This is a genomic window from uncultured Roseobacter sp. (assembly GCF_947492555.1).
In the GTDB taxonomy this organism is placed as follows: Bacteria; Pseudomonadota; Alphaproteobacteria; order Rhodobacterales; family Rhodobacteraceae; genus Roseobacter.
Window position 1 is genome coordinate 1,202,822 of the sequence record NZ_CANLNE010000001.1, and the last position, 18,425, is coordinate 1,221,246.

Sequence of the window (18,425 nt, forward strand, 5' to 3'; positions counted from 1 at the left end):
TGTTCACCGCGGCCGGTGACACGCAGGCACCCACCCTTCTAAACGGCGCGCTGATGTGGCGTGTTCCGCAAGGGTGCGCCACATGAATGTCCTGAACGCCATGGGTACGGGTGACGACTCCGCGCCCAAGCCTGAAGGTGCGGAGCAGGAGCCCCCCCAACGGGTGATGCTCTACAGTCACGACACCTTTGGCCTCGGCCATCTGCGGCGATCGCGCGCGTTGGCCTCTGCCCTTACCGCCTATAACCCCAATGCCTCCGCCATCATCCTCACGGGATCACCCGTTGCCGGACGCTTTACCTTTCCCGAGAAGGTCGACCACGTGCGCCTGCCCGGCGTCACAAAACTGCCTGATGGCACATATATCAGCCAGACGCTCGGGCTGGACATCGACCAGACCACCAGCCTGCGGTCCGGGCTGATCCAGACGGCGGTGGAGCAATACGAGCCCGACCTGCTGATCGTCGATAAGGAACCCACAGGGTTTCGCGGCGAGCTGCTGCCCACCCTTGAATGGCTGTCTGATCGCGGAACAACGCGCTGCGTGCTTGGGCTGCGTGACGTATTGGATGAACCCACGGTTCTGGCCGCGGAATGGGAGCGCAAAGGAGCGACGATCGCAACGGAGCGGTTCTATGACCAGATCTGGGTCTACGGCCCCCGCTCCATCTACGACCCGACGCAAGGCTTGCCCCTATCGCAGGAAACCCGCGCGCGGATTCATTGGACCGGGTACCTGCGCCGCGAGGTCACGGATGTCGCTGAAACGCCGGATACGCCCTACGTGCTGATCACCCCAGGTGGTGGCGGTGACGGACAGGCGATGGTTGATCTGGTTCTGGAAGCCTACGAGCTTGATCCAACTCTGCGACCCAATGCCGTGCTTGTGTACGGGCCATTTCTGTCCGGTGAAACCCGCGAAGGCTTCGAAGCGCGGGTCGCCAAACTTGACGGTCGCGTGACCGCCGTCGGCTTTGAATCGCGTATCGAGTCGCTTTTCGCCGGGGCCGAGGGTGTCGTCTGCATGGGCGGGTACAACACCTTCTGCGAGGTGTTGTCCTTTGACAAACGCGCAGTCATCGTGCCGCGTACCATTCCCCGTCTGGAACAGTGGATCCGCGCATCGCGCGCCGAGGAGCTGGGTCTTGTGCGCATGTTGGACGAGGACCGGGACGGCATGACCCCGCAAACGATGGTCGATTTCATCCGCGCGTTGCCAACGCAGAAGAAACCGTCACAAGCCGGGGCCAATGGATTGTTGGACGGGCTGGATGTGGTCGTGGCCCGCGCAGCCGCTCTGATGGCCGAGAAATGACACCAAGGCGGGGCCGGTTGGCGGTAGTGTTAAAAGGGTGGCCACGGCTGTCTGAAACCTTCATTGCACAGGAGCTTGTGGCGCTCGAAGAAGCCGGGATCGACTTCGAGATCTGGTCGCTGCGACACCCTACAGACCCCAAGACACATCCACTGCATGACCGGTTGCGCGCCCGGGTGCACTACCTGCCGGAATACCTCAAGGACGAACCGCTGCGGGTTTTGCGCGGTGTTCTGAGCGCGTTGCACCGTCCGGGGTTTGCGGCTGCATGGCGGGTCTTCCGCGCAGATTATGCTCGTGACCGGACACCAAACCGCCTGCGCCGCTTTGGACAAGCCTGCGTTCTCGCACGGGAACTGCCGCCGGGCAGCCTGGGCCTCTACGCGCACTTCCTGCACACCCCCTCTTCGGTTGCACGCTACACGGCCATCCTGCGCGGGCTGCCCTGGTCCTTTTCGGCACATGCCAAGGACATCTGGACCTCGCCGGAATGGGAACTCCGCGAAAAGCTGCACCCCGACAGTCATGGGGCCACCTTCGGGGCGACCTGCACCGGGTTTGGCGCAGCGCATCTGCAATCCCTGGCAGATCGGCCCGACCGGGTAGATCTGGTCTACCACGGGCTTGATCTGGCGCGGTTCCCGGCACCGCCTGAACGGGACATGCGGAACCCAATGGCACCCTTGCATCTGATGTCCGTTGGTCGGCTGGTTGAAAAGAAGGGTTTTGACCGCCTGATCGAGGCCTTGGCGCTCCTGCCCCACACCATCGACTGGCATTGGACCCATATCGGCGGCGGCGCGCTGGGAAAAGACCTGAAGGTCATGGCGCAGGCCAAGGGCGTGGCCGAGAGGATCACGTGGCGCGGCCCTTGCGACCAACCCGAAGTGATCGAGACGATGCGTGCTGCCGATCTCTTTGTCCTGCCAAGCCGGGTTGCCGAGGATGGCGACCGCGACGGCCTGCCCAATGTGCTGATGGAGGCCGCCAGCCAGAAGCTTGCCATCCTTTCCACGCCGGTTTCGGCCATTCCGGAATTCATCGACACCGGCGTGCATGGCGTGCTGAGCGATGATGCCCCCGCCAGCCTTTCCCACGCCATCGAAACACTTGCAAACGATCCCGCCGCCGCGGCGCATATGGCGGATGCCGCCTACACCCGTCTGATCACGGAGTTCCGCATGGCCCCGGGGATCACACAACTGTCCCGCCGCCTGCGCGCGATGATGGGGCCAACGAAATGAGCACGGTCGCCTTCTATGCCCCGATGAAGCCGCCGTTTCATCCGGTGCCCTCTGGGGACAGGACCATGGCGCGCGCGCTTCTCATGGCACTGGATCACGGGGGGCTTTCTTGGGAACTGGTTTCGACCCTGCAGACCCGCGACAAGGCCGGAGACACGGATGTTCAGGCGCGGCTTTTTGCACAGGCAGAGGTGGAAATCGCCCGCCTGATCACGCAAGGACGGTATGCCAACTGGCGCATCTGGGTCACCTACCACAGCTATTACAAGGTTCCCGATTTGCTGGGCCCCACCGTCGCGGCAGCCCTGAACATTCCTTATTTCCAGATCGAGGCCACGCGCGCGCGCAAGAGGCTGAAGGGTCCATGGGCAGCCTTCGCGCAGGCGGCAGAGGCTGCGAGCGACGCGGCGCACGCCATTTTTCACCTGACCCACCGCGATGGGGAATCCTTGCTGGCCTATGCGCCCCAGAAGCAGAAGATCATCCATCTGCGTCCTTTTCTGGCCCGAACCGAATTGCCGCCACTGGGCCCGCGAAACGGTTCGATGCTAAGTGTCGGGATGCTGCGCCACGGGGACAAGTTCGCGTCCTATCAACTGATTGCAGACGCGCTGCATGTGCTGAAAACACCAGACTGGAAACTTGTTGTCGCCGGGGACGGGCCAGCGCTCGATGCGGTTGCCTCAATGATGCACCCCTTTGGGGCGCGGGTCGAGTTGCGTGGGTCATTGGATCAGGCATCGTTGCAGGACGTTTATGCCTCCTCAAGCCTGCTGTTCTGGCCCGGCGTGAACGAAGCCTTCGGCATGACCTTTCTGGAAGCGCAGGCCGCCGGCTTACCCGTCGTGGCGCAGCGTCGCCCGGGCGTCTGTGATGTGCTTGCACCGGACAGCTACCCCGCCCCCGAAGACGGTCCCGAAGCGCTCGCCACGAAAATCGACGCGCTGCTGAGCGATGAATGCGCGCGCCTCACTGCTGGCGATCGCGCCAGGGACTACACAGGCGAACATCACTTGCTGCCAACGGCCAGCCGTACCCTCTGCGACGCGATTGCGGAGGCGGTGGCATGATCCAACTGGCTCTCTTGCGCCACGGGCGCACATCATGGAACCGCGCCGGGCGTATTCAGGGCCGCACGGATATCGCACTTGATGCGGAGGCCGAGGCAGACCTGGCCGCCCTGACCCTTCCCGCCCCGTGGCTGTCGGCCGACCTCTGGTCCAGCCCACTGATCCGCGCGCGGCACACAGCCGAATTGCTTGCTGGCAGAGCGCCCCGAACAGACCCGGCACTGACGGAAATGGACTGGGGCGAATGGGAAGGTCTGAAAGGTATCGATCTGCGTGCGGACCCGGACAGCGGATACCGCGACATCGAGGACTGGGGCTGGGCGTACCGCCCGCCGGGCGGAGAGAGCCCTGCGGATTTGCGCGCGCGCCTGCGACCATGGATCGACGGGTTGCAACGAGACAGTCTCGCCGTTTGCCACATCGGGATCATGCGCGTGCTCATGGCGCAGGCGACGGGATGGGATTTCGACGGCCCCGCTCCGTTCCAGATCAAGCGCAACCGGCTCTACATCCTCACGATTGAAGGCGGAGACTGGCACGCGGCACCTACCCCTGTCAGGCTGGAGGTACGCCAGACATGAAGGTTGTGATCCTCGTGACGCATCTGCTGGGCACCGGACATCTTGCGCGGGCACTGACGCTCGCGCGTGCGTTTTCGATGGCGGGGCATGAGGCGACCGTCCTGTCAGGCGGCATGCCGGCGCAGCAACTTGATAGTGCCGGCATCCGGCTCGTGCAACTGCCCCCCCTGCAGTCTGATGGCGTAAATTTCACCAGATTGCTTGATGCCGATGGGGGTGAGGCCCGCGAAGATCTGATGCAGAGGCGCGCAACGCGCCTGCGCGACACCCTCCAATCCATTGCACCGGATGTGGTGATCACAGAGCTTTTCCCCTTTGGCAGGCGTGTGTTGCGCACGGAGTTTCTGGGAGCTGTGGAGACAGCCATTTCACTACCGCGGCGACCGCTGATCTGTGCCTCCGTGCGGGATATCCTTGCGCCGCCCTCCAAACCGGCCAAGGCCGCAATGACGGAGGATACCATCACCCGCTTCTATGATGCGGTTCTTGTGCATTCCGATGCCGATGTGACTCCGCTGGAGGTCAGTTGGCCTGTCACAAAAACGCTGGCCCCGTATCTTCATTACACAGGATTTGTCGCCCCCCCGCCCGCGCCACCGCATCCGGATGGAGCAGGCACAGGCGAAGTCCTGGTCAGCGCCGGTGGTGGGAACGTAGGCAGCAATGTCTTTGACGCCGCACTGCAAGCGGCACAACAGGATTCAGGCCGACGCTGGCGACTGCTGATCGGGGGCAACACGGCCGCTGACCGAATTGTCGCACTCCGCCAGGATGCACCGCCGAACGCCATGCTCGAACCTGCACGTCCGGATTTCCGGCAGATGCTACACCATGCAGCAGTCTCCGTTTCCATGGCCGGATACAACACCGCGCTTGACCTGCTGCAAACACAAACGCCCGCCGTGCTGGTGCCCTTCGATGCCGGTGACGAGACCGAACAGAGCCTGCGCGCCGCGGCTCTTGAGCGCCTGCCTGGCATAGAGGTGCTGACCAGCGCTGCGCTCAACGGTCAGATGCTTTTGGAACGGGTACAACAGGCGATCAGCGCGCCACAGCGCGCGGCACGTGCCACAGGCCTCGACGGTGCGCAAAATTCGGTACGCATCGTGCAAGAACTGGCGAACAAACACCATGCAGGTTGACTGGTCCCCCCTGCGCGCGGAACTGGCGCTGTGGCGCGCCGAGAACAGGGTCCTGCCCATCTGGTGGCGGGACGATGACGCCGTCGACACGACACCTGCGCTTGATGAGCTGTCTCAGCTGGCAACGGACCTCGACATGCCGGTCCATCTGGCCGTTATCCCGGCCTTCGCGCAACAGGCCTTAGCGGACTGCATAACCCAACAGCCTCTTCTGGTACCCACTGTGCATGGTTGGGCCCATGAGAACCGCGCACCAGAAGGCCAGAAGAAAGCCGAGTTTGGGCAGGTTTATGCGCATACCTCCGAACAACTGACGCACGGGCTGTCCCGCCTGAGGGACCTCTTTGGCGAGCGCCTTGTGCCTGCCCTCGTTGCACCGTGGAATCGGCTGCATCCCGATGTATTGCCGCTGCTTTTGCAGGCCTCTTACAAGGTGGTTTCCACCTTCACGCCGCGCGTGAATCAATATCCGGTTCCGGGGCTGCTTCAGGTCAACACTCACATTGATCCGATTAACTGGCGCGGCACCCGCGATCTGGTCAGCCCTGACAACATCATTGCCCAAACTGTTCAGCACCTAGAGGCCCGGAGGCAAGGCGCGGAAGATGCGACAGAACCCCTCGGATACCTTACCCATCACCTTGTCCACACGCCGGACATCTGGTCCTTTTCCCGGGTCTTTCTCAGCGAATTGCTGGCGGGCGGCGCGGTAAGCAAACCCTTGACCCAATCCCTGAAGGAGGCACCATGAGCCGGCTGGAATCCATGCGCCGCAGACTTTCTGCGCAGATCGACGGGCTCGATTGGGCCGCGTCCCAGATTGCCCAAGTTGACGGGGATGTGCTCGAATTGGGTCTTGGGAACGGGCGCACCTATGATCACCTGCGCGAACGCCTGCCGGACCGCCGGATTTGGGTGATCGACCGGGTTTTGCAACCTCACCCGTCCTGCATTCCGCCCGCAGATTGCTTTGTGATGGGCGAAGCAGAAGATGCGTTGACCCGTCTCGCCGACGCGACCACCAAGATCGCTCTTGCCCACTACGATTTTGGTCATGGGGTCAAGGAAAAAGACGTAGAGGAAGGCGCGCGCCTGTCGCCGTTCATCGCGCCATTGATGGTGCCCGGCGGGCTGATCGTTAGCCAACAACCGCTCACCGGGTTCGAGCAGATTACCGGACCGGACACCATTGATCCGGACCGCTATCTCTTTTACCGCGCGGCCTGAAAAATCTTTCGGAACCATCTAACGGAATGGCGCGTTCTTTCCCAGAACAAAGGAAGGATACACCATGCTAAGAATTATTGCTGCAATCACGGTTTTGACAGCCCTCGCCGCTTGCGAGACCACAAAGGGCGTAGGCCGCGACGTAGAAGACGCCGGTGAGGCAATTCAGGATGCGGCGACCTAAGCCAAGCCAATCAGACAAGAATTCCGAGGTGGCCTTGTGCCACCTCTTTTTTTGCGTGAACTGGTCGCGCAAATCGGTATATCTAAACGGGACAACATCCAGATGAAGGACCGTTACTATGATCAGACTCGCCTTTGCTCTTGCCGCCATTCTCGCCTTGACGGCCTGTGAAACCACCAAAGGCATAGGCCGCGACGTGACCAACGCGGGTCAGGCGCTCGACGACGCCATCTGATCCGGGTCAGGCGGAGATACGCGCCGCGATCATCCAGGAGACGGGCAGCGCCAGCACCGCGCCCGTTCCAGCAGCGATCAGGATGGGCATCACAGCCGTATACCCCATGCTCAGCACGGTGATCACCCCGATGCCAGCCATGGTCGCGGCGACGAAACAGTAAAGAATTGCGGTCAAACGTAGCATGGGAAACCCTCCTAGGCTGCCTTGGCTGCGCAGGTCTTGCACAGCGGTGTATCGGGGAGGATGGCGAGACGCGCATCAGAGATATCGTCGCTGCACTCCAGGCAGATGCCGTAAGACCCCGCTGCGACGCGTGCCAGTGCGGCATCGATACGGCGCAACTCGTTCAACTCCGCCTGTCCAAGCGCTTCGAGCACCTCATCGCCCTGCCTTTCCGTCGAAAAATCCTCCAGATCCTTCGTCGGCGTCTCGTCAAGCTGCTGCTCTACCTCCGTCAGATGCCCGACCAACTCCGCCCGGCGGGCCAGCAGGGTCTGCTTGGCTTGCGCATCATCCATCGCATCACTCCTTCCATTCGGACAGGGTGATCGCACGGGCACCGCCCGGATGCCTTGATATGGGTCAATTCTTGGAGGAAACGCGGGAAAAGCCGTGCCGCAATAGCGAAAGGCGTCAGGGGATCGAACCGAGGTCCGTTCCGTGCCGAAGCACATCCTGACGCCTTCTTGAACCTCTATATCCCCCCAGAGGGCGACAGCAGGCCCAGCTTGCGTTGAGAGCGTTACCACTCTCCGCCGAGACGACCCGTCCGAAGACCGATCCTCCCCCGCATCATCCCTGCCTGACACATCCTTGCCGACGCAACCCTTGCGAGCCTCCCCGACCTCTCCGCGCCCGACCTCCGCTGCCCTTTCGCCACGAGGCTTTCGCCTCCACGCGACCCGACCTGCTTCCTCGTGGGGTTTGCGATGCGAACCTGACCCGAAGGCCTATCCCGTCTCGCCACCACCCCGAGGGGCCTTTGCGACCTCAGTTTCGTTCAGTGAACTCCGCTGCGGTGATTACAGATTGCGTCTTCCGGGGTGAGTCGCGCAACAGAAAAATGACGTATTGTGGAAATTTCTTGTGGATAACCTATTGAATTTACTTCGGTTTCAACTGTGGGTAACCTGGGGATAAGCCCGAATTTTCCTTTGTTTTGGCAGGTTTCCAGAGGGAAGGTGTTTTTCTGTCCGCTGTTTCTTAGGCAAGGTGCGGAGAGGTTTGCCGAAGGTGTTATAGCCCAAGCGTACTTGCGGGCAGGAATGGCGGCAAGAGCAACTGACCCGAGTACTGCTTTGGCTCAGCCGACAGAGCAGAGGTCATTCGCAGTGATTGGGCGGGGCAACTGGGGAGGCCCAGTCATCCAAGTTCGATTTATTTAAAGTATGCGGGACGCCGGTCGCTAGGATGAGGTTTCATCCCGCCCAGGCAACACGGTCGAGACAAGCGACTAGTGTGAGCTCCACCTAGTATTCGTTAGGCTAAAACAAAGAACCAAAAGAACATGGACAGCAACACGGCCGACGCGCTAAAAGGAACAGTGGTATAGATTGATCGCAAAAGCTTACTCTTCGTAATAAAAGAGCGGAAAAACTCAAGAAAAAAACTGGCTGCAACAACGAAATAGAAAATCAAACTAGGTGTAATAACTCCCATGAAAATCGGTGAAACCCAGACGAACATTGGGATCATAGAGTGAGCAGTAGTGTGGAAGTACTGATTATTTCCATAAGTGCGACCTTGCACCACTACTGTATCGTCATAACAGGTCGCAGATCTAAATCCCTGAATTTCTGATTCCCAGAATATTCCGCCATTGTTTAGCGTACACCACTTATCGCCACTATAGGGTTGATATCCCGTTGATATACCAAAAACCTGCTCTGCAGATTTAGCAATCGCCTCATCGAGGTCAAATAGTTCATCCTCTATTGTATCTATCTCAGAGAACGCAGCTTGATAAGCACCTGATCGTAAAAAATAGTTTTGTGGCTTCCAAAGGACTTCGCTAAAGTAGCGGACTTCCGGATGAACCAAAAGCGCATTTTCTAGCCCATCGGCCGTCAAATCATCGATTGCAAGCGGGCCTTCTCCAAGCAAAGCATGCGAAACAGTTTGAACCTCTTCAAATGGCTTAACGACGAGATCCGACGGCACTATCGCTGGGTTGCATGAATGTAACAAGACTGAAGCTCTTGGGAATTGCTCTTCGACCAGCACTCCGTCAAGTCGCCTCTCGAAAACAACCCAGTAGCGAAAATAGCCATTGACCTCATGGCAAGTCACGTCAGAACTTGAAAAGTCGAAGTACTTCTTTGAAACTACGATCCTCGTTGAGTTCTCAACATCTTTCGACTGCGGATTAAGGATAAATAGTCCAAAAATTGAAAAAGATAATGTCAGAACGAGCGCGTAAAGATAAAGAAAAAGGTTGGTAGACACGAGTATGTCAGATGCAATAAAGATCCATCGACTAATCCCCAGCTTTGCGCTTAGAGCTTCGAATGTAAAAATGCCAGTCTGACAAAGTGACAACCAGGCCATCCCCAAATATCCAGCATACATAACAAAGCCAAGTAACGGATGAGGGACTAGCAAGTCATATCTTACGCTGTTAAAAACAAAACCTATTATCCAAATCCAAAATACTAATAGAATTGTTGCGCAAAAAGAGGATAGTAGTATATATCTTTTCGAGAATGGATTCTCGGTGAAGAAGCTTTTGTAAACGGCGTTATAGTAGACGGCAAGGAAGTACCTGATACTTGGTGAGGCGGCATCGGCTTCAGTATTTTTGCGGTAGCTTTTCGTGACGGCATCAAGAACGCCTCCCACTACGACGAAACCAGATAATACCTGAAGAAAATCAATAAATTGCTTTATGTCAATCATAGACCAATAAGCTAGCCATCCATTTTGAGCGCCGAAATGAACGCTTCTTGAGGTATATCAACTTTCCCGAACTGGCGCATCTTCTTTTTCCCTGCCTTCTGCTTGTCCAGCAGCTTGCGTTTGCGCGTGGCATCCCCGCCATAGCACTTGGCCGTCACGTCCTTGCGCATCGCCGACAGTGTCTCGCGCGCGATCACCTTGCCGCCGATGGCCGCCTGGATCGGGATCTTGAACATGTGCCGCGGGATCAGATCTTTCAGCTTTTCGACCATCGCACGGCCCCGCTGCTCTGCCCGATCGCGGTGCACCATCGTTGACAGCGCATCCACCGGCTCGTCGTTCACCAGAATGGACATCTTCACCAGCTGGTCCTGCCGGTAGCCGATCATCGCATAATCAAACGACGCATAGCCCTTGGTGACCGACTTCAGCCGGTCGTAGAAATCGAACACCACCTCGTTCAGCGGCAGGTCATAGACCACCATCGCCCGCGAGCCCGCATAGGTCAGGTCCAGCTGGATGCCCCGGCGGTCCTGGCACAGCTTCAGCACGTCGCCCAGATAGTCATCCGGCACCAGGATCGTCGCCTTGATGCGCGGCTCCTGCAGATGATCCACCAGCGTCAGGTCCGGCATGTCGGCGGGGTTGTGCAGCTCCATCATCTCCCCGTCCTTCATGTGGATGTGGTAGATGACCGAGGGCGCCGTGGTGATCAGCTCGATGTCATACTCGCGCTCGATCCGGTCGCGGATGACCTCCAGATGCAAGAGCCCCAGAAACCCGCAGCGGAAGCCAAAGCCCAGTGCGGCGCTCGTCTCCATCTCGTAAGAAAACGACGCGTCATTCAGCGCCAGCTTCTCGATACTGTCGCGCAACTCCTCGAACTCGGCTGAATCCACCGGGAAGAGCCCACAGAACACCACCGGCTGCGACGGCTGGAACCCCGGCAGTGCCTCCTCGGTGCCCTTCTTCTCGTGCGTGATCGTGTCGCCCACGCGCGTGTCGCGCACTTGCTTGATCGAGGCCGTCAGGAATCCGATCTCCCCCGGCCCTAGTTCATCAATCACCGTCATCTCAGGCCGGAACACGCCAATGCGGTCCACGTGATGCGTCGAATTGTTCGACAGCATCCGGATGCGCTCGCCCTTCTTCAGCACGCCGTCCATGATCCGCACCAGGACGATGACGCCGAGGTAGCTGTCGTACCAGCTGTCCACCAGCATGGCCTTGAGCGGCGCATCGCGCGTCCCCTTTGGCGCGGGCAGGTTCTGCACAATGCTCTCCAGCGTCTCCATGATGCCCTGCCCGGTTTTGGCCGAGACCTGAATGGCCCCGCTCGCATCAATCCCGATCACATCCTCGATCTGCTCTGCCACCCGGTCACAATCGGACGCAGGCAGGTCGATCTTGTTCAGGACGGGCACGATCTCATGATCGGCGTCGATGGCGTGGTAGACATTGGCCAGCGTCTGCGCCTCGACACCCTGCGTGCTGTCCACAACCAGCAACGAGCCCTCGACCGCGCGCATGGAACGGCTCACCTCATAGGCGAAATCGACGTGGCCCGGCGTGTCAATCAAGTTGAGCACATAATCCTCGCCATTCGCGGCGGTGTAATTGATCCGCACGGTCTGCGCCTTGATGGTGATGCCGCGTTCGCGCTCGATGTCCATGCTGTCGAGCATCTGCTCTTTCATGTCCCGGTCGGCCACGGTGTTGGTGGACTGGATGAGCCTGTCGGCCAGCGTGGATTTCCCATGATCGATGTGCGCCACGATGGAGAAATTGCGGATATGTGAAAGCGGTGTCATGCTGAGGATATGTAGGGGTTTTGCGGGGCGGTCAAGGTGGGTTGAATAGGCCGCATTTCGCAGTCAAAAACCCGTGACGGCGTGACTGCAAAGAATTGATGCGAAGGGTCTATTTGAAACCGCATTTCACTAGACAAGTAAAGGTTGGGCAAAACAACATGGGTCAGTTTGGCAAAGCTCTCACTTCCTACTGTGCGGCAGATACCCCGGCGCAGCAAATGGACGGCTAAAGCCGTCCATTAACTTTTTTGCAGCGCTCAGAACGATGTTTCACTGACAGCAGAACACCAGCATCTTATTAAATCGCCAGTTTCGGGTCGCCACCTTCCCAAGACCTCACCAAATCACCATCGGCGGCGCCGTGGCTCTTAAGCCGCAGAACATTATCTTTTTCAACCAAACAAAGATGCAGATCGAAAATTTTGGAAACGCACTTCGCGCTCGTAATGTTCATCGAAAGCACATGGCTTACATCAACACCTATGAACTTAGCTGTCTCGATAAACTTGAGGCACACAGCTGCCCTCAAGAGTTTTTCGTAGACCAGCGACATAGGTTTTTTATCATTTTCGATCCTCGATAGGTGCGCTGGGTCTAGGTCCAGCTTGTGCGCCAAGTCTTTCGCTTTATAGCTCATACTTTTTCGCAGAAACTTGACCTCAGAGCCGTTCAGCTTCATGTCATCGCAAGCTCTAAGCACTGCGACCATAGCTATCAGCTCCATGGGGTCTTTTATGATATGCCCCTTCACCGCACCGCATTTGCCACAGTACTTTTCGCCCACGCCTCCGTACAAAGTAACAGGAAACGGGGCACCCAGTAAATGCGATGCATCAAAGCCTACGCACTCTCTGACATGCATTTCGCTACATTTATGTCCACTTTGATTTCCCATATGTCACCTAGTTTTTTCGATAGCCACTACGCGAACCATTGACATGTCCGCATGGAAAACCCCCCTAACGATAATATCTTTTCCATCACAGTTCCTCCCTTTTACCGTGAACTCGCAACCATTGTAGTCGCGTTCTGCGCATACAACGGTCCCGTTTCTAAGAACATCCAAAACTTCTGGCAGTGAAGTTCCGGAATGGGTCATTTGTATTTGAGCATCTAAGTCGACGTCGAGGATGCCGATGTAGTCAAAATACTCGTGCAACCATAGCTGCTCATCTTTATATTTCGTGCGTTCCATATTTCGCTTTCCTTGCGCGAGCGATTTCAACTTTGCAGACAACTGCCCCAATAAAGTTGACTATGGATCAATTTTTCATGTATGTCTACAAGAACTAGGCGCGATATGTAGTGTAAAGGCCTTAAGACTTTGTTGCGCAAAATCCAATGATATGAAGGATGCCCAATCTGCGATTGGGCAGCGCCCGAACCGCCCCCGTCGTGCCCAAGGCACGCCTGCGGCGTGACGCGGGCGCTTCGCGTCCACCCCTCGGTTCGAGCGCGCTGCCATACTAAAAGCATATCGTGTAGTTCTTGCTTCCCCTGGGCTCCGCCCGTGGGCGGCTAAAGAAAATCTGGACAGTGTCCAAGGCGCCGCTACCCTCCGGTTCGGACGCCTATGCCAGTCCGGAACCACATCGCACGTCGCGCGCGGTCCTGAGACGCAGCGCGCGGCGCTCAACTTAGAGACCGAATGGTCCACAATTCCGCACGTCCCCCTGTGCACCTGCGCACCTCTCTCCCCCGTTCGTGAGTTTTACATGTCGCGATACACGCGTAAAGTGTAAGCAGACGCTGCTTCGGCGCCGCTTCCCGAAAGGCATTCCCATGACATGTATTCCCCGTTCCCGCATCCTCCCTGCCGCCGGGCTCCTCGCCCTTGGCCTGCCTGCAGTTGCCACCGCCCAGCAGACCGGACCGGAGGTTGATTTCTACGGTCACATCAACCTCGGCATCATCAACGTGGACAACGGTGCCGATAGCGAAACCGCGCTCACGGATAACGACAACTCCAACAGCCGCATCGGGCTGATCTACAAGCAGGGGCTGAGCAATGGCGGCGAGTTCCGCCTGCATTTCGAGACCGCTCTGGGCTTCACCGGGTCGTCCAGCATCAATGGGGACGACAACGGGTTGGAGCTCAACTACCGCCGGACGGAGTTGCGCAAGTTCGAGGCGATCTACCGGTCGCCCACATGGGGCACCCTGTCGTTCGGGCAAGGCAGCATTGCGACGGATGGCACGGCAGAGGCCGACTTCTCGGGCACCTCGGTGATCGCCTATTCCAGCCTTCAGGATCAAGCGGGCAGCCAGGTGTTCCAGCTTGCCGGCGGCGGCGCATCGGGGTTTGACGTGGGCGACGCTTTCAACGCCTTCGACGGCGGGCGGCGTTTCCGCATCCGCTATGACACGCCGACCTACATGGGCTTTTCGCTGGCGGTCAGTGCGGGTGAAGAGGTTCTGACAAGCGGAAACGACGATGAGTTCTACGACATCGGCCTGAAGTATGATCAGGACTATGGTGCCTATCAGGTGGCCGCGCGGGTCGGTCTCTCGATCCGCGATTCCGATGAGGAACTGCTGCTGGGGTCCGTTGCCGTGCTGCACAATGCCACCGGCCTGAACCTCGCCGTCGCGACCGGGCGCCAGCAGGAAGGTGATGACAGCTATGTCTACATCAAGGGCGGGATCAAGCGCGACTGGTTTGCCCTCGGAGAAACCCGCTTTTCGGTTGATTACTACTCGGGCGAGGACTTCGGCGTAACGGGGTCGGACTCCGAATCTGTCGGCATCGCCGTGGTACAGAAAGTTGATGCCTGGAACACGGAACTCTACGCCAGCTACCGGACGTTTGACTTCGACGGCACCGGCGCCAACCTGCTGGATCAGGACGTGACCTTCGTGGGGGCCCGCTGGCGGTTCTGACACCGCGAATGACCGCGGGCGCACAATTGAAGTGCTCCGGAGAATACGCCATAAACAGATAAATCTGGATTGAGATATCTGTTTATGGCGCGTCTTTCGGTTTTCTTTTGTCTTTTGCTTGCCGTTTCCGCCTGTGGCGGGCGGGATGCGCCCCGACAACAGGCCAACGTCAGACCGCCGACACTGCCTGTTTCGGACGACGCGCCGCAGTTTGCCGCAGGTCCAATCAGTACCGCCTGTCTTGCGCACCAGCGCCCGCGCGCCACCCCGGCACGCTGTAGCTGCATCCAGGCCGCCGCCAACAACACGCTGAGCCAATCACAGCAGAAACGCAGCACGTTGTTTTTCAGCGAACCCGGCCGCCTGCAGGATGTGCGGCAATCGGATGCGCCCGCCAATGAACGGTTTTGGGAGGCATGGAAGCAGTTTGCAGAAACGGCAGAGAAACTCTGTGGGCGGGTCTGATACCGGCAGGTAGGTTGGGCTTCAGGCCAACTTGAGACGGATCACAGGTCTCTCATCCAGAACTGCAGAGATTTGGCTATCTCTTCCGACGCACCAACATCCTTCCATGAAAAAGAGGCGATTACGCCGGGCAAAGGTTCATAGCCGCGCCGCCGCCAGAACCTGTCGAGAGGGCGGTAGTCGGCGGGACAATGGGGATGATTGGTATCTCTGATCACGGCACAAAAACAAATCTTTCGAAATCCCAGCCGCCGCGCATGCGCTTCGCGCAAATTAAAGAAACGATGCCCTGCCCCGTGGCCACGCCAGTCTGGTAACAAGACGCTTTCGGCACAGTAAAAGACCTGTGCCAAATCGATGCCAGTCTCTTCAAAGGCCGCTGCAAAATCCGCAGCATGCTCGCTCAACGGCGCGCCGGTTGATGCCCCGACAAGACGGCCCTCGGCGAAAGCACCGACAATCAGCGCCTGATCGCTCTCTGCATAGGGTGCCAGATAGCGGCGCTCATACGCCAGATCGCCCTCATAGAGGTATGGCCAATCCCGGAAGACCTCGATCCGCAGCCGCGCCACATCATCCAGGGCGTCGGTCAGAGCGTCACCGGTCAGAACATGGAACTCCAGCGCCACGATCAGGAAACCTGCTTGATCCAGTCATTCAGATTGTAGCGCGTCGTGATCCGCGTGATCAGCCCGTCCGAGACATCAAAGAACGATCCGGCAGGCAGCGTGTAGCGCTGACCGTGCGCCTCGGGCAACCCCGCATCGGTCTGGAGATACCGACCGTTGACCACATATTCTGCAGCCGCCCGCCCGTGATCGGGCGCGTCGAAAATCACCATGTTCACCAGTGTCTCGTCGTAGCAGCGGCTCATATGCGCGCAGAAATCCGCAAATGCCGTCTTGCCGATGCGCACATCCCCTTCATTCACATGGTGCGCCACATCGTCTGACAGGCAGGCCAGCATGGCCTGGATATCCTTGGCGTTGAAAGCGTCGAAGTAGATCTTAATGACATTAGACATGGCAGCGCCTCAAATGATTTCCGTTGGGGGGCCGAACCGGTTGATCAGGCGTTCCATGATCTGATCACGCGCCTGCCGGTAGCTGGCGAGTTTCGCCTCGCGCCCTTCCCCCAGACCTGTAGGATCGAGGATCGGCCAATATTCGACCTTGAGGTGGTAAAACCGCGTCAAATCCAATGCCCGACGTTGCGAGGCGGGGCTAAGGGCGATGACAAGATCAAAGGACCCCAGATCATCGCCCCAGTTTTCCATCTCGTCGAAACTGCGGCTGCGGTGGCGGGACAGTTCGACATCCAACTCCTGGCAGACCGCGATGGAAAACCCGTCTATCTCCATATCATTGGTCACCCCGGCGGACTGCACGTAGGTGCCCGTGCCATAGAGCTTTTTCATGATCCCTTCGGCCATAGGAGAGCGCACAGCATTGTGGTCGCAACAAAACAGAACCGACCCTGGCAACTCGTCGTCCATTCAGCCTCCGAAATGCAGCACGCAGATCAGCGTAAAGAGACGGCGGGCGGTGTCGCTGTCCACCTCGACCTTGCCCTCCAGACGTTCCTGCAGCACCCGACTGCCTTCATTGTGGATGCCGCGCCGGGCCATGTCGATGGTTTCAATCTGGCTCGGCGGCAGTTTCTTCACCGCCTCGAAATAGCTTTCACAAATCTGGAAGTAGTCTTTGACGACCTGCCGAAAGGGTCCGAGCGACAGATGAAATTCCGCCGCCTTTTCGGCCCCTTCGGTATTCACATCAAAGACCAGCCGCTTTTCCCGAATGGCAAGCCCCACGTGATACGGCCCGTCGGGCACCGCGCGCCCGTCGCGCTGCGGCAGCACAAAGCTGTTGTCTTCCAACAGATCGAACATCGCCACGCGACGCTCCTGTTCGATCTCGGGGGTGGCCGGGGGCAACCCGGCATCATCAAGGACGATGTGTGAAATGCGGGACATGATACGGATTCTTTACACGAACAAACAACTGGAGATGCTTAGCGCAGGTTCGCCGCCAAGGGCAACACGCAAGAGGCGACGTCAGTCATTCAGCTTCTGCAACCGCGCCGTCACCGATAACCCGTGCGCTTCAAGGCTTTCCGTCTGCGCAAGCGTTTCCGCTGCGGGACCGATGCTGCGCAGGGCGCCGGGCGTCATGCGGGCAAGCGTCGTGCGCTTCATGAAATCCAGCACCGAGAGACCGGAGGAAAACCGGGCGGATCGGGCGGTCGGCAGCACATGGTTCGGACCACCCACGTAGTCGCCGATTGCCTCCGGTGTCCACTGACCAAGAAAAATGGCGCCCGCATGGGTGATCCGGGCACTCAATGCCTCCGGGTCCGCCACGCAAAGCTCCAGATGCTCGGGCGCGATGCGGTCGCTGAGGGAGGCCGCAGTTTCCAGATCAGGCACCGTTATCACCGCCCCGAAATCGCGCCAGCTGGCACCTGCAATGGCACGCCGTTCCAGCGTTTCCAGCCGCGCATCCACTGCGGCCGCCACGGCCTGACCAAAAGACGCATCGGTGGTGATCAGGATCGATTGCGCGCTTTCGTCATGTTCCGCCTGGCTGAGCAGATCAAGGGCGATCCAATCAGGATCATTGTCACCATCCGCGATCACCAGAATCTCCGAAGGCCCGGCGATCATATCGATACCGACTTTACCAAAGACGCGGCGCTTGGCAGCGGCGACAAAGGCATTGCCCGGCCCGGTGATTTTATCCACGGGCGCAATGGTTTCGGTCCCATAGGCCAGGGCCGCGACGGCCTGCGCCCCGCCGATGCGGTAAATCTCATCAACACCGGCAAGCTCTGCCGCCGCCAGCACCAGCGGGTTCAGCACGCCATCAGGCGTCGGCACCACCATGGCCAGACGCGGTACACCGGCAACCTTGGCGGGGATCGCATTCATCAGGACCGACGATGGGTAGGATGCCAGCCCTCCCGGCACATAAAGCCCGGCAGCGGCAACCGGGGTCCACCGCCATCCGAGGGTCGCCCCGGACTCATCCGTCCACTCCGCGTTCTCGGGACGCTGACGTTCGTGATAGGCACGGATTCGCTCTGCCGCGAGCGTCAATGCTGCCCGCTGATCGGCCGGAACACTCGCCGCAGCCTCTGTCACCTCCGCCTGCGAGATACGCAGGGTATCAGCGGTGAGTGTCAGCCGGTCGAATTTCTCGGTCAGGGCGATCACTGCGGTATCCCCGTCAGCGCGGACCTGCGCGATGATGTTCGCCACGGTGTCGTCGACGTCCGGACTGTCTTCACGCTTTGCGGTCAACAGCCTTTGAAAATCATCCTCGAAATCGGCGTCGGTAGCGTTCAGGAACACGGGCATTGCAGGAACCTTTGA

22 protein-coding genes are annotated in these 18,425 nt (G+C 58.8%); 11 read left to right on the forward strand and 11 right to left on the reverse strand.

The annotated features are described in order from the left end of the window. Window positions 1–100 precede the first annotated feature (100 nt). From Q1A07_RS05830 to Q1A07_RS05870, 9 genes are all read left to right on the forward strand, one after another. The gene (locus Q1A07_RS05830; RefSeq protein ID WP_299779200.1) at window positions 101–1,315 is read left to right on the forward strand and encodes a glycosyltransferase; all 1,215 of its coding nucleotides are present in this window, start codon (window positions 101–103) and stop codon (window positions 1,313–1,315) included. Further along, the gene (locus tag Q1A07_RS05835; protein WP_299778629.1) at window positions 1,312–2,559 is read left to right on the forward strand and encodes a glycosyltransferase family 4 protein; all 1,248 of its coding nucleotides are present in this window, start codon (window positions 1,312–1,314) and stop codon (window positions 2,557–2,559) included. The genes Q1A07_RS05830 and Q1A07_RS05835 overlap by 4 nt, the downstream gene beginning before the upstream one ends. Continuing rightward, window positions 2,556–3,629: a glycosyltransferase family 4 protein gene (locus tag Q1A07_RS05840; protein WP_299778631.1), complete on the forward strand. Its 1,074-nt coding sequence runs from the start codon at window positions 2,556–2,558 to the stop codon at window positions 3,627–3,629. The genes Q1A07_RS05835 and Q1A07_RS05840 overlap by 4 nt, the downstream gene beginning before the upstream one ends. Beyond that, window positions 3,626–4,210: a histidine phosphatase family protein gene (locus tag Q1A07_RS05845; RefSeq protein WP_299778633.1), complete on the forward strand. Its 585-nt coding sequence runs from the start codon at window positions 3,626–3,628 to the stop codon at window positions 4,208–4,210. Before Q1A07_RS05840 ends, Q1A07_RS05845 begins: the two co-directional genes overlap by 4 nt. Continuing rightward, the gene (locus Q1A07_RS05850) at window positions 4,207–5,352 is read left to right on the forward strand and encodes a glycosyltransferase (RefSeq protein WP_299778635.1); all 1,146 of its coding nucleotides are present in this window, start codon (window positions 4,207–4,209) and stop codon (window positions 5,350–5,352) included. Before Q1A07_RS05845 ends, Q1A07_RS05850 begins: the two co-directional genes overlap by 4 nt. Continuing rightward, complete coding sequence (locus tag Q1A07_RS05855; protein WP_299778637.1) at window positions 5,342–6,103, forward strand: polysaccharide deacetylase family protein; 762 nt, start codon at window positions 5,342–5,344, stop codon at window positions 6,101–6,103. Before Q1A07_RS05850 ends, Q1A07_RS05855 begins: the two co-directional genes overlap by 11 nt. Further along, window positions 6,100–6,579: a class I SAM-dependent methyltransferase gene (locus tag Q1A07_RS05860; protein WP_299778638.1), complete on the forward strand. Its 480-nt coding sequence runs from the start codon at window positions 6,100–6,102 to the stop codon at window positions 6,577–6,579. The genes Q1A07_RS05855 and Q1A07_RS05860 overlap by 4 nt, the downstream gene beginning before the upstream one ends. Before the next feature lie 64 nt (window positions 6,580–6,643). Then, complete coding sequence (locus Q1A07_RS05865; protein ID WP_299778640.1) at window positions 6,644–6,763, forward strand: entericidin A/B family lipoprotein; 120 nt, start codon at window positions 6,644–6,646, stop codon at window positions 6,761–6,763. 118 nt (window positions 6,764–6,881) lie between these two features. Beyond that, on the forward strand, window positions 6,882–6,998 hold the full coding sequence (locus Q1A07_RS05870) for an entericidin, EcnA/B family (protein WP_299778642.1): 117 nt from the start codon (window positions 6,882–6,884) through the stop codon (window positions 6,996–6,998). 6 nt (window positions 6,999–7,004) lie between these two features. Here Q1A07_RS05870 and Q1A07_RS05875 read toward each other — a convergent pair whose 3' ends face one another. From Q1A07_RS05875 to Q1A07_RS05900, 6 genes are all read right to left on the reverse strand, one after another. After that, on the reverse strand, window positions 7,005–7,184 hold the full coding sequence (locus Q1A07_RS05875) for a CTP synthetase (protein ID WP_299778644.1): 180 nt from the start codon (window positions 7,182–7,184) through the stop codon (window positions 7,005–7,007). 11 nt (window positions 7,185–7,195) lie between these two features. Next, a complete protein-coding gene (locus Q1A07_RS05880) occupies window positions 7,196–7,519 on the reverse strand; it encodes a TraR/DksA C4-type zinc finger protein (protein ID WP_299778646.1) in 324 nt (107 codons plus the stop codon). A 961-nt stretch (window positions 7,520–8,480) separates the two neighbouring features. Next, window positions 8,481–9,896: a hypothetical protein gene (locus tag Q1A07_RS05885; protein WP_299778648.1), complete on the reverse strand. Its 1,416-nt coding sequence runs from the start codon at window positions 9,894–9,896 to the stop codon at window positions 8,481–8,483. An 11-nt stretch (window positions 9,897–9,907) separates the two neighbouring features. After that, window positions 9,908–11,707: a translation elongation factor 4 gene (gene lepA, locus Q1A07_RS05890; RefSeq protein WP_299778650.1), complete on the reverse strand. Its 1,800-nt coding sequence runs from the start codon at window positions 11,705–11,707 to the stop codon at window positions 9,908–9,910. Between the two features lie 298 nt (window positions 11,708–12,005). Then, window positions 12,006–12,602: a helix-turn-helix transcriptional regulator gene (locus Q1A07_RS05895; RefSeq protein ID WP_299778652.1), complete on the reverse strand. Its 597-nt coding sequence runs from the start codon at window positions 12,600–12,602 to the stop codon at window positions 12,006–12,008. Between the two features lie 3 nt (window positions 12,603–12,605). Further along, window positions 12,606–12,902 carry a hypothetical protein gene (locus Q1A07_RS05900; protein ID WP_299778654.1) on the reverse strand — a complete coding sequence of 99 codons (297 nt, stop codon included), beginning with the start codon at window positions 12,900–12,902 and terminating at the stop codon, window positions 12,606–12,608. A gap of 587 nt (window positions 12,903–13,489) precedes the next feature. On the opposite strand from Q1A07_RS05900, the gene Q1A07_RS05905 reads away from it, so the two are divergent. Both Q1A07_RS05905 and Q1A07_RS05910 read left to right on the forward strand, forming a co-directional pair. Then, window positions 13,490–14,587, forward strand: a complete 1,098-nt coding sequence (locus Q1A07_RS05905) for a porin (protein WP_299778656.1) — start codon at window positions 13,490–13,492, stop codon at window positions 14,585–14,587. An 84-nt stretch (window positions 14,588–14,671) separates the two neighbouring features. Next, on the forward strand, window positions 14,672–15,052 hold the full coding sequence (locus Q1A07_RS05910; protein ID WP_299778657.1) for a hypothetical protein: 381 nt from the start codon (window positions 14,672–14,674) through the stop codon (window positions 15,050–15,052). Between the two features lie 41 nt (window positions 15,053–15,093). Here the strand turns inward: Q1A07_RS05910 and Q1A07_RS05915 are convergent, their stop codons facing one another. The 5 genes from Q1A07_RS05915 to hisD all read right to left on the reverse strand — a co-directional run bounded on the left by Q1A07_RS05915 (window position 15,094) and on the right by hisD (window position 18,410). After that, the gene (locus Q1A07_RS05915) at window positions 15,094–15,681 is read right to left on the reverse strand and encodes a GNAT family N-acetyltransferase (protein ID WP_299778659.1); all 588 of its coding nucleotides are present in this window, start codon (window positions 15,679–15,681) and stop codon (window positions 15,094–15,096) included. Window positions 15,682–15,683: 2 nt separating this feature from the next. Next, a complete protein-coding gene (locus Q1A07_RS05920) occupies window positions 15,684–16,076 on the reverse strand; it encodes a ketosteroid isomerase-related protein (RefSeq protein WP_299778661.1) in 393 nt (130 codons plus the stop codon). Between the two features lie 9 nt (window positions 16,077–16,085). Continuing rightward, a complete protein-coding gene (locus Q1A07_RS05925) occupies window positions 16,086–16,547 on the reverse strand; it encodes a low molecular weight phosphatase family protein (RefSeq protein WP_195819791.1) in 462 nt (153 codons plus the stop codon). After that, window positions 16,548–17,027, reverse strand: coding sequence for a UPF0262 family protein (locus Q1A07_RS05930; RefSeq protein WP_195819790.1), 480 nt, complete (start codon window positions 17,025–17,027; stop codon window positions 16,548–16,550). A gap of 81 nt (window positions 17,028–17,108) precedes the next feature. After that, window positions 17,109–18,410, reverse strand: a complete 1,302-nt coding sequence (hisD, locus tag Q1A07_RS05935) for a histidinol dehydrogenase (protein ID WP_299778665.1) — start codon at window positions 18,408–18,410, stop codon at window positions 17,109–17,111. Window positions 18,411–18,425 lie beyond the last annotated feature (15 nt).